This window comes from Psychroserpens luteolus, assembly GCF_021032705.1.
Lineage (GTDB): Bacteria > Bacteroidota > Bacteroidia > Flavobacteriales > Flavobacteriaceae > Psychroserpens > Psychroserpens luteolus.
In genome coordinates, this window is sequence record NZ_JAHVXI010000004.1 from 311,138 (window position 1) to 323,604 (window position 12,467).

General features: G+C 33.9%; 8 protein-coding genes. 5 read left to right on the forward strand and 3 right to left on the reverse strand.

Annotation, left to right across the window (positions count from 1 at the left end):
* Positions 1 to 78: 78 nt before the first annotated feature.
* Positions 79 to 2,532, reverse strand: a complete 2,454-nt coding sequence (locus KWG70_RS12450; RefSeq protein ID WP_230936368.1) for an alpha/beta hydrolase family protein — start codon at positions 2,530 to 2,532, stop codon at positions 79 to 81.
* A 184-nt stretch (positions 2,533 to 2,716) separates the two neighbouring features.
* Between KWG70_RS12450 and KWG70_RS12455 the strand changes: the two genes are divergently transcribed.
* Positions 2,717 to 3,727 (forward strand): 3-oxoacyl-ACP synthase III family protein, encoded by a 1,011-nt coding sequence (locus tag KWG70_RS12455; RefSeq protein WP_230936369.1) that lies wholly within the window; start codon positions 2,717 to 2,719, stop codon positions 3,725 to 3,727.
* A gap of 254 nt (positions 3,728 to 3,981) precedes the next feature.
* On the forward strand, positions 3,982 to 4,146 hold the full coding sequence (locus KWG70_RS12460) for a hypothetical protein (RefSeq protein WP_230936370.1): 165 nt from the start codon (positions 3,982 to 3,984) through the stop codon (positions 4,144 to 4,146).
* A gap of 466 nt (positions 4,147 to 4,612) precedes the next feature.
* Here KWG70_RS12460 and KWG70_RS12465 read toward each other — a convergent pair whose 3' ends face one another.
* Entirely contained in the window at positions 4,613 to 7,084 is a 2,472-nt protein-coding gene (locus KWG70_RS12465) for a TonB-dependent receptor domain-containing protein (protein ID WP_230936371.1), read from the reverse strand.
* 172 nt (positions 7,085 to 7,256) lie between these two features.
* Between KWG70_RS12465 and KWG70_RS12470 the strand changes: the two genes are divergently transcribed.
* On the forward strand, positions 7,257 to 7,619 hold the full coding sequence (locus KWG70_RS12470) for a CoA-binding protein (RefSeq protein ID WP_230936372.1): 363 nt from the start codon (positions 7,257 to 7,259) through the stop codon (positions 7,617 to 7,619).
* Here KWG70_RS12470 and KWG70_RS12475 read toward each other — a convergent pair.
* Entirely contained in the window at positions 7,606 to 9,066 is a 1,461-nt protein-coding gene (locus KWG70_RS12475) for a sodium:solute symporter (RefSeq protein ID WP_230936373.1), read from the reverse strand. The genes KWG70_RS12470 and KWG70_RS12475 overlap by 14 nt on opposite strands.
* A 145-nt stretch (positions 9,067 to 9,211) precedes the next feature.
* Here KWG70_RS12475 and KWG70_RS12480 point away from each other — a divergent pair, with 145 nt between their 5' ends.
* Together KWG70_RS12480 and recR are read left to right on the forward strand one after the other, a co-directional pair.
* The gene (locus KWG70_RS12480; RefSeq protein ID WP_230936374.1) at positions 9,212 to 11,746 is read left to right on the forward strand and encodes a T9SS type A sorting domain-containing protein; all 2,535 of its coding nucleotides are present in this window, start codon (positions 9,212 to 9,214) and stop codon (positions 11,744 to 11,746) included.
* Positions 11,747 to 11,846: 100 nt separating this feature from the next.
* Positions 11,847 to 12,464, forward strand: coding sequence for a recombination mediator RecR (recR, locus tag KWG70_RS12485; protein ID WP_230936375.1), 618 nt, complete (start codon positions 11,847 to 11,849; stop codon positions 12,462 to 12,464).
* The last annotated feature ends 3 nt before the right edge of the window (positions 12,465 to 12,467 follow it).

Genomic DNA, 12,467 nt, shown 5'->3' on the forward strand with positions numbered 1-12,467 from the left:
TACCAATAGATAGATTATGACAAGATGACATAAAAAAAGCCATTCAAGATAGAATGGCTTTTATGTTATAACTAAGTCTTAGTTTTTTATTTTCGATTCGGTAGTGCTTATTGGCTCTTCCTCTTCGCCTTTATTTTTCACATGCTTTTCTAACCATTGATCTTGTTCCCAAAGCATATGCATTATGGATTCTTTCGCAGCATAACCATGACTTTCTTTTGGTAACATGACTAGACGTACTGTCGCACCTAATCCTTTTAAAGCATTAAAATAGCGTTCACTTTGCAACGGATAGGTGCCAGAGTTATTGTCGGCCACACCATGAATAAGTAAAAGAGGTGTTTTCATTTTGTCGGCATGCATAAATGGTGACATATTGTAGTAAACTTCTGGAGATTCCCAGTAACTGCGTTCTTCACTTTGAAAGCCAAAAGGTGTTAATGTTCTATTATATGCGCCACTTCTAGCAATCCCAGCAGCAAAAAGATCGGAATGGGATAAAAGATTTGCCGTCATAAAAGCGCCATAGCTATGTCCGCCAACTGCCACTTTATCTCTATCGATATAACCTAAATTATCAACAGCGTCAATAGCTGCTTTTCCGTTAGCGACGAGCTGTGTTCTAAATGAATCATTAGGCTCTTCAGTGCCTTCACCAACAATTGGAAATGCTGCATCATCTAACACAACATAGCCTCTAGTAACCCAATAGATTGGTGAACCCCAATATGGATATACAAATTCATTCGGATTTGCCGTGCTTTGAGAAGCGCTTGATTTGTCTTTATATTCACGAGGATAAGCCCATAAAATCATTGGATATTTTTTACCTTCCTCGTAATCTAGCGGCAAATACAGGGTTCCTTCTAAATCTAAACCGTCATCTCGTTTGTAACTGATAACACTTTTATTGATTTTTTCTAGACTTTTAAACGGATTGTCAAATGCGGTAATAGCCGTAAGATCATTTTTCTTGTTAATATTTCTAATGTAATAATTTGGATATTCGGTAGGCGATTCGATACGTACAAGGATCTTACCTTTTTTCATATCGATTGCCGAGTTTAGATTTTCTAGTTTGTCTTTGTATTCCGATTGATAGAGGCGTTTTGTTTTATTAGTTTTTAGATTGTATTCATCTATAAAAGGAAATTGACCTTCTTTAGTATAACCGTCACCCATAAGGTATATTTTATCACCATTTATTTCAAAAGTATAGCGTCCATACGTATTCTTTGAAGTGACTAAGTCTCCTGGATCACTGTAGACATCTTGATAATTTCTGTCGGACATAATTTTAGGCGCCACTTTGTTGTTTGATGGATTAAAAACATAGGTTTTAGTATTTCTTGTATTGATCCAATAATCGTAAGCTATAGCTGTGTTTTCATTTCCCCATTGAATACCACCAAAGCGTTGTTTTGTTTTTAAAATCTCACGAGGTTTGTCATTAAAAGGTGCCTTAAGTTCATATACAGCATCCCTAAAATCGACTTCAACAGCAGGGTCTCCACCATCAAGCGCTTCTGCCCAAACTAGAGTTGCAGGTTGATCGGCACGCCAAGACATATTTCGTTTTCCTTTGCGTGTGGCCATAAATCCTTTAGGTCTTACTTCATCTAATGGAACATCATTAACTGTTGTGATTTTTTGTCCATTCATATTATAAATGATACTCTCATTTGGAAATCGAGTATAGGTTACTAAGTATGAATATGGTCGTTTAATCTTAGTCACATTAACATAGTTTCCATCTGGTGAGAAACTAATTCCGCGATACATATCAGAACTAAGGAAATCCTCAATACCGCCATTAATAGACACTTTTTTAATTTCTGAAAGAGCTAATTGTTCAAAATTAAATTCATCGTTTGGTGTTTTGAGTAAATCTTGATAGGTTCTATTTTGAGCTTTAGACCCATCACTTACCGAAATTGTTGGTCCAGTTGGAACGGCAACGGCTGTATTTATGAGTTCTTTTCTGTTGCTTGGTAACATCTTGACCAAAAGATTTTTATTGTCTTTAAACCAATTGATTGTACTTCCCATATTGGCATTAACTTTAGGACCTGTAAGTTTAGTAACTTTTGCTTCAGCAATATGTAATACCCAAACCTCCACACCAGAGGCTGTTGTATTTAAACAAGCTATCATTGACTCATCAGGCGACCATCTAAAACCTGATAATCTGGCATCGTCTGGTAGTCCAGAGACCTGCTTTGCATCTTTGTCATCGGTTTTCTTTACTTTGATATTTGTGAAATAACGTGTTCTACTTCCAATATTTGTTACTGGATTTATTCGAAGTCCGGCTAATCTTAATTCTGTTTCAGATAATTCGGCTATAGACTTGTATTGATTACGATAGAGTAACACCATGTGTTCACCTTTACTATCGATTTGTACACCAGGAGCCAGATCTACATCGGCGAGTTCGAGAATATCTTCTGGTGGTTGCTGGTAACTTAAATTTTGTTGTGCATAGCTACCCAAAAGTATAAAAAAGCTAAATAGTTGAATTAAACGTTTCATTTTATATCTAAATTTTGTTAGACCCTTAAGGTACTTAAAATTGCAGTTTCAATTAAAAATTTCGATGTTAAAATTGACGTATTGCTTACATTAAATTTATATTATTATGCATGCATAACGAATACAAATGGGTTTCATTCTGAAATGGTTAAATTTGTATACTTATTTAATACTAAATTTTACTATGTACAATTCCAAGATAATAGGTTTGGGACATTATGTTCCAGATAATGTGGTGACTAATGACGATTTATCCAAAATGATGGATACTAATGATGAATGGATTCAGGAGCGAACTGGAATAAAAGAGCGTCGATGGGTTGTAAAAGGTTCTGGCGATACCACTGCAACAATGGGAGTAAAAGCTGCTAAAATAGCCATTGATCGTGCAGGTATAGATAAAGATGATATCGATTTTATCATTTTTGCGACCCTAAGTCCAGATATGTATTTTCCTGGACCAGGTGTACAAGTGCAACATGCTTTAGATATTAAAACTGTTGGTGCATTAGATGTTCGTAATCAATGCTCTGGTTTTGTTTATGCTATTTCTGTAGCCGATAATTTTATAAAAACCGGAATGTATAAAAATGTATTGGTTATTGGTAGTGAGTTACATTCTTACGGATTAGATAAAACGACTCGTGGTCGTGGTGTTTCGGTAATCTTTGGTGATGGAGCAGGAGCTGCTGTACTCACTAGAGAGGAAGATACAACCAAAGGTATTTTATCTACCCATTTGCATTCACAAGGAGAACATGCTGAAGAATTAGTATTGATTGCTCCTGGTATGGGTAAGCGTTGGGTTAATGATATTATTGCCGAGAATGATCCAAATGATGAAAGTTATTTTCCTTATATGAATGGTCAATTTGTGTTTAAAAATGCGGTTGTTCGTTTTAGTGAGGTCATTATGGAAGGTTTGATGAAAAACCAACTTCAGGTTGATGATATTGATATGCTCATTCCGCATCAAGCAAATTTACGTATAGCACAATTTATTCAACGAAAGTTTAAGTTAGAGGATAATCAAGTGTTCAATAATATTCAAAAGTACGGAAATACAACTGCTGCATCTATCCCAATTGCATTAACTGAAGCATGGGAAGAAGGAAAAATTAATGAAGGAGATACTGTTGTATTGGCCGCTTTTGGTAGTGGATTTACTTGGGGAAGTGTCATCATGAAGTGGTAATGAAAAAAAATAATAGAGATTGAAGCAACCTTTTTACAGTTTCAGCATCTATTAATAAACGAACCAATCCTATTGCAAAGATAAAGCAAGGTTTAAGAGTTTTTTTTGAATAATTATAAGAGAAAATCCCAAAGTGAAAGCTTTGGGGTTTTTATATATGAATTAATATAGGGCGTTTATGAAGTCCTTTGTATTAAATTAATAATACTGAGATCTTATCCCTATATTTATTGCTTAACTTTCAACTAATTAATATGTCAAATTCATTAAAAAAGGGACCTTTAGGAGGTGGACTTGCAGCAATTATTTTTGGGTTTTTAATACTATTTAAATTTTATGATGCTACTCAATATAAGTACATTGGAATGGGCTGCGGAGCAGTTTTAATAATTCTGGGAATTCTAGGAATTACTAGATGATCTAAAAGGCAATCTTAAATACAAAAAATCCCAAAGCGTGAACTTTGGGATTTTTCTGCTATTAACCAATTTTACTAAAAACACTAAAACTATAAAACAGTGATTTTTTTAAACTGATTAGCTTTAAAACTTATCACAATCTATAGACGCTAAAAAGTGTGTTTTATTTTATCTCTTAACATTTTTAACATCAATTAACTTTTAAACCGAAGTCATAAAAAAATCCGAAACATTTTTGTTCCGGATTTCTTGCTACTAATCAATTTTATTTCTCGAAAATTTTAACATGTAAAAAACTAACTTTACTTCAGTTAAGTCGTAATACAAAACAAATCATTACAACGTTTTGTTTTTAAACTATTTATAACAGCAAAAACCCAAGACTAAAAGCCTTGGGTTTTCTTATTTAATAACCAAACATTAACACTAACCATCAACTATTATATGTAGGTTACTAAACATATTTTTAAAGGATTCCTCCTCCTGATTTTTCATCGTTATCACGTCTTTTACGAGATTTAGCTCTGTATTTTCCACCTCCAAATCGGTAAGATAATCCTACAAATATGGTGTTGAATTCTGGTTGAAAATCTACTGTTTGTCTAAACGGACGCTCACTTACAATAGAAATTTCTTGAGTATCAAATACATTATTAAAGTTCATGCTAAACGTTGCTCTATTATCTTCAAGAAAGCTATAGCGCATTCCTAAGTTTACAAAGTACATTGGATCCATTTCAAAGTTTAATCCTGTATCTTTTCCTCTATACATTGCAAAAGCAGAGAATGATAATTTTTTGCTTGCCTTAAAGTTGTTAAATACTCTAAAGTTATATATGATATTATCAACTTCAACTTCATTGAGAGCGATATCTGCTTCAGTTGGGTTTATAATTGTTGGATCTAAAGATTCAGCAATTCCAGTTTGTTTACGAGCATATAAATCAAAACTCGCATTTAAACTCCACCATTTTGTTGGTCGATAACTACTTGATATTTCAACACCATAGGCAGATGTATTATCAAAATTGTCATTGGTTAAGATCACACGACCAGAACCTAGATCTGAACGATCCACAAAAACCCCTTGGTTAATTTCATCTTCAATAAGTCTGTAAAAAACTCCAGCTGTAATGCTTCCTTTTTCTAAATTTCTAGTGTAGTTAACTTCTACAGAATTGGTGAACTGTGGTTCTAATTCTGGATTACCAAATTGAGAAATTAATGGTGTATTAAAATTTGGGATTGGATTTACTTGACCAACACCAGGACGATCTACACGTCTGCTATAGCTAAACTGATATGAATTTTTTTCCGAAGGATTGTATGTAACAAACGCAGATGGATACACTTGGAAATAATCATTTTCAAAAGGAAAATTTGTCGTTGTATCATTAGTTAAATCTGTATCGATAGCCAAAGCTTCAACTTGAACACTTTCTGCTCTTAAACCAACTTGGTATGACCATTTGTCTTTCTTTTTGCCATAAGTTGCATAAGCAGAGTAAATGTTTCTTTCGTAATCAAAAAGTGTTTGAGTTGGAATGTAATCTCCAAATTCATTTCTTACTCTTGCATCAGAATTATAACCGATCGAATTATCAAATAATCGCGCTTGTAATCCTAATTCTAATTTTGCCGTTTCTGATAATGGATTTACGTAATCTAAGTTGATTGTTGTTCTGTTACGTTCGGTATCAGTAAATTCATCAAAGTTAGGTCGAGCATCAACTCCAGTAAAAATATTGATTGTTTCTAAATCACTATCAAAGATATTATGATCAACTTCTAATTCGATGTTATGTCCTTCTTTGTCAAAATCTAATTTATAATTCACATTGTACTGCTGACTCTCATTATCATTCATATTGTCAAAGGTCTGCAGTTGTCCTATAGACGGATTACTTGTAGAGAATAAATTTGTTTGACCTAATGTGCCTCCATCAAAAAGGTTTTGATTTGTAAATATAGAGAAGGTGTTTTTATCATTGATGTAATAATCAACACCCACTTTAAACAAATGAGAGTTACGCTCATCTAAAAAGTTAAAGGTTTGAGATATGTCTGTTTCAGTTTGGGTTAATAACCCTGTATTTCTATTATCTGAAATGTTATTACCATAGCTTCCGTAGAAATTAAGTTTACCATTTCTATAATTCATATCAATAGAACTATTGAATTTAGGTTCTAATTGATAGCTTAGACCTACATTAGCATTACCATTAAAGCCAATATTTACATTTTTGTGAAGAATGATATTAATAATCCCACTCATGCCTTCAGGATTGTATTTTGCTGAAGGGTTTGTAATCAATTCGATTTGTTTGATTGACGTAGAAGGGATTTGTTTTAATAATTGTGCTGCAGGAATGTTAGAAAGTTTACCATCTACCATAACCTGAACATTTTGATTACCTCGTAAAGAAATATCACCAGTCTGTTGATCTACATTAACAGATGGGATATTATTCATAATGTCTGAAGCTGTTGGTCCAGAGGTCGTTAGATCTTTACCTATATTAATAACTTTTCGATCTATTTTTTGCTGAATAGTTGATATTTCAGCAACGACTGTAACTTCTTCTAAACTTTCAGCATCTTCTTCAATTAAAATGTCACCAAATTTGATGTTATAGTTGTCTTTACCAATAGTAGCTTCCTTCATTACACTCTTGTAACCAATGTAGGTAATCTCAACTTTAATAGGGCCTTCAGGTAGTTTTTCAATTTTGAATTTACCCTTGTCGTCTGTGATTCCACCTGTAATGATGGCATCTTTAGAATCTTTAACAATAACATTTACATATGGTAAGGGCTGATTTAACTTCGCGTCGATAACACGTCCAGATACCGTACCATCTCTTAACTCTGATTCTGAGGGTTGTGCAAATGCCATAAGGGCAAATAGAAAAATGCACAATTGTGTGATTTTTTTCATTTTTTGATTGATTTGATTGATTAGTCTTTTTCGCTCAATAGGAGCGGTTGTTATCTCATAGACGACAACTTTATAGTAGTGTTACTTTTTTTAACACTACTTAACATCTTTTTAACATTTGAGCTATAGCAATATAAATTGGAACACTATTTTTGTCATAAACAAATGTACTATGAACAAGAAGACTTTAGTGCTGGGTGCCTCGATAAAACCACAGCGATATTCTAATATTGCGATCAATAGATTGGTTAATTATAAGCACGAGGTCGTAGCCATTGGTTTGAGAGAAGGAATTGTGTCAGGAGTTACTATAGATACACATTTAATGCCTTACAAAGACATACATACGGTAACTTTGTATTTAAATCCGGAACGCCAAAAAGCCTTTTACGATTATCTCATAGCATTACAACCTGAGCGTATCATTTTTAATCCTGGAACTGAGAATTCAGAGTTTCAGAACCTCTTAAAACAAGCAGGTATTTATTTTGAAGAAGCTTGCACGCTTGTCTTATTGGGTACTAATCAGTACTAATTTCCGATCTTTTTGAAATACATAGTAAACCTAAAAAGGTAAGTAAACCGTTTACTATTAAAATCTCAAATCCTATTTGATAGCCATTTAATAGATCTACAGAATACATATTTATAAAATATGATACAATTGGAGCTACTATTGCAATAATCCACACGTATTTATCTTTTAAGTGCTTTTTTGTTAAAATTCCAAAAGCAAATAACCCAAGTAAAGGTCCGTATGTATATCCAGCTGCCTTAAATAATTCCCAGATCACAGAAACATCTTTAAATAAAAGATCAAATAAGATAATAACGATGACAAGTATGACGCTAAATAAAACATGAATTTGTTTACGAACTCTTTTTTGATCTTCTTTTGGTTTTCTATCTAATTCAATTATATCTATGCAAAAAGAGGTTGTTAAAGATGTTAGTGCACTATCTGCACTCGAATAGGCGGCCGCAATTAAACCTAATAAAAAGAAAGCTGAGGTTACGACTCCAATTTCAGGTAGCATCGCAATAGTTGGGAACAAATCGTCTTTTTTTGCTGTAATGCCATGCTGTGCTGCGTATTGCGTTAGCAACAATCCTAATGTTAAGAAAAGAATATTCACAAATACTAAAATAACACTAAAGCTCACCATGTTTTTTTGAGCGTCTTTTAAGTTTTTGCAGGTTAAGTTTTTTTGCATCATATCCTGATCAAGACCAGTCATGGTAATTGTAATAAAGACACCAGCTAGAAAACTTTTAATAAAGTACTGAGCATCGTTAACATCATCTAAGAAAAAGACTTTACTTAGTTTGCTTTCAACAACATTATTATAAACTTCAGAAATACTATTTAAATCCAAAGCAGTCGCTAAAAAAGAAATGGTAACAACTACCGAAACTAACATGAAAAGTGTTTGAAGCGTGTCTGTGAAAATTATAGTTTTAATGCCTCCCCTAAAGGTATACAGCCAAATTAATGCAATTGTAATCACAACAGTTACAGGAAAAGGAATATTGAAATTATTAAATACTAATAACTGTAAAACTTTGGCAACTAAAAACAACCTAAAAGATGCACCAACAGTTCTTGATATCAGAAAAGCGATAGAACCTGTTTTATAACTCGTAGTTCCAAAACGTTCTTTCAAATAAGTATAAATAGATGTGAGGTTCATCTTGTAATACAATGGGAGCAACACATAAGCAATGATAAGGTACCCAAAAAAGTATCCAATAACCACCTGAAAATAACCAAATTGTTTGGCTTCAACAGCTCCAGGGACTGATATAAAAGTCACTCCAGATAAGGACGCACCAATCATTCCAAAAGCTACTAGGTACCATGGTGCGGATTTATTAGCTTTAAAAAAGGCCTCATTAGAATCTTCCTTTCCAGTGAAATACGAAATTAGAATAAGCACGCCAAAATAGGCTAGAATGAGTAAAATGATGGCGTTTGTCGACATAATTGAGGTTTTAACAGATTTTTGAATGAAATGTCTTATTTTAGCTAAAAAATTGCAAACAATATTAACTAATTAAAATTAAACTTAAAGAAAAGCTAGTGCTATGTGTTTTTCTATAGGCTAATTTTAACCTAAATTTATTTAAATGAAAAAGATACTTACTTTTTTAACCATCGCTTCTTTTTCCTTTACAGCATTCTCTCAGAATTACAGAGATATGATTGCTGAAGGCACCTACACTGTTGCTGAGATTATTACAGCAGCAGAATCTTATTTTGAAAACGCGGGTACTGGCCGAGGTACTGGATACAAGTCCTACAGAAGATGGCTCTATAACGCCGAGCGTAATATGGATGCTACAGGAAAATTAAAATCACCTGAATACTTTCAAGAAGAATTAGAAAATTACATCGCTTTACAAAATTCTAATCAAAATCAATTGTCTAGAACAACTGTTGGAACGTGGGAAGAAATGGGACCTACTTCATGGAATGCAACATCTGGTTGGAATCCTGGTGTTGGGCGTATTACATCAATAGCTGTTGATCCAACAATGCTTACAACAATTATAGTTGGTGCAGAAACTGGAGGTATTTGGCGTTCTACCGATGCTGGACAAACTTGGACTGTTTTAACAGATAATTTATCAAATATTGATGTTTATGCAGTAGCCATAGACCCAAAAAACCCTACACATTATTATTGGGGATCAACTGGAGGAACTATTTTTAGATCTACAGATTCTGGAGTTACTTGGAATTTTTATTCTGATATTGGAAATGGAGCCGTAAATAAAATATTGATTGATCCTACACCAGGAAGTACTAAAATGTATTGTACAGCGCAAGGTGGTGGATTTCACAAATCATTTGATAATGGACAAAACTGGATACAGGTGTTTAGTGGTAGTGCTTATGATGTAGAATTTAAACCTGGAGATGCAAATGTCGTATATGCAACAGGTTCTAGTTTTTATAAATCAACAAATGGTGGCGGTTCTTTTGCAGAAAACACTACCGATTTTAGTAACGGACCAAAAATGATTGGCGTTTCTGCTGATGACCCTAGTACAGTATATGTGGTTGAAGCAGCTAGTGGAATATTTGGTGGGTTTTATAAATCTACAAACTCTGGTAATTCATTTACCGGCTTGAGTCATGCTGGAAAAAATTACTTTGGTTATGAGACTTTGGCCGATGATAATCTAGGTCAGGCACCTAGAGATATGGATATAGCTGTTAACCCTGCCGATGTGAACGAAGTTCATATTGCAGGAATTAATACCTGGAGATCAATTAATGGAGGTGCCACATTTTCTATTACATCGCAATGGACTGTTGGTGGTGCTTCATTCAATAATATAGGATATTGTCATGCCGATGTTGATATTCTTGAATTTGTTGGAAATAGTACTGATGGCTACAAATTATATGTTGGAACAGATGGAGGTTGCTATGTGGCAAATAATACAAGCACTGTGAATAGCAATTACTATACAGATCTAACAAATGGTATTGGAATACGTCAGTTTTATAAAATTGGTGTAAGCCAAACTGATCCTGTTGTTGTCACTGGTGGTGCACAAGATAATGGTACTTCTGTGATGGATGTTAATGGAAATTGGACAGACTGGTTAGGTGCTGATGGTATGGAAAGTTTTGTTGATAAGAACGATTCTCAAATCATGTACGGTACCAGTCAATTTGGATCATTTTATAAAACCTTTAATGGAGGTGTTAATCTAGCAGGAATTTCTCAACCAGAAGGTAAAGGAGGTCAAAATAACTGGAATTGGATAGTGCCATTCGAGCAAGATCCTATTGATAGCAATGTGATTTATTGTGCGTTTGATGAAGTGTATAAGTCGACAGATGGTGGAGGTACATGGACTTCTATTTCACCAAATTATGGTGCTGATATCGACGATCTTAAGATATCTCCAGCAGATAATGACGTGATGTATCTTTCTATCAACGAGACATTATATCGTACAACTAATGGAGGTGCTATTTGGTCACAAGCCACAGGATTAAATTTAGGCTTTACTGCTAGAGTTACTGATATTGCTGTACATCCAACAGATCCTACCAAAGTGGCTGTAACTAGTTCAGGATTTGGATCTCAAAAAGTTTACTTAAGTACAGATAGTGGAGTAACTTGGAATCCGTTAGGAACAGGATTGCCAAACTTTTCAGCCCTTGCTGTAGCGTTTCAAGATAATGGCGATAATGGTATTTATGTTGGTATGAATTATGGTGTTTACTATCTTGATGATACAACGAGTAATACTTGGGTGCCGTTTAATAATGGTTTACCTAATGTTCGAATTAGTGAATTGGAAATCAATAGCGCTGATGGTAAAATCTACGCTGGAACATACGGTCGTGGTTTGTGGAGATCTGATGTTTTTGATGCGACGTTGAGTGTTTCTGAATTCGATCTAGAATCGTTTAACCTATACCCAAATCCTGCTAAAAATAATGTAACTCTAAGTTGGGATAAAAGCGAGCCAGTATCGATTAGAATATATGATGCCTTAGGTAAGCTAATGTATTTTACTAAGAATAAGAATATTTCTGAATCGACATCTATAGATGTTTCAAACTATGCATCTGGTCTTTATTTTGTTAAAATCAATAACACTAATGGCTTTGTAACTAAAAAGCTTATTATAGAATAGACCAATCGTCTTACAAATTATAAAGCCACTATGAGTTATCATAGTGGTTTTTTTGTACAATGTCTCTGTAAATTACATTACAAATTGTAAATTAGCAACTATGGAATTTTCTTCAAAATTACTAGAGAATGCAGTTAACGAAATGTCACAATTACCTGGAGTTGGTAAGCGAACAGCATTGCGTTTAGTATTGCATCTGTTGCGACAACCAAAAGAGCAAACATTAGATTTTGCAAAAGCTCTAAGTACTATGCGCACTGATATCAAATTTTGTAAAAATTGTCATAATATTAGTGATACTGATGTTTGTGAGATTTGTGCCAATCCTAATAGAGTTGAAGATATTGTGTGTGTTGTAGAAGATATTAGAGATGTTATGGCTATAGAGAATACAAGTTCTTTTAAAGGATTGTATCATGTATTAGGTGGAAAAATATCGCCAATGGATGGGATTGGGCCTAATGAACTCAATATCCAATCACTAGTCGAGAAAGTAAAACAAGGAACTGTTAAGGAACTTATTTTTGCATTGGGTTCAACAATGGAAGGGGATACGACTAATTTCTATATTTATAAACAGATTCAAGATTATGATATAAGAACATCTACGATCGCTAGAGGCATTTCTGTAGGAAATGAGCTTGAATATACCGATGAGGTCACGCTTGGTCGCAGTATTATTAATAGAATTCCGTTTGAAGCCTCCTTAAAATCTTAATCC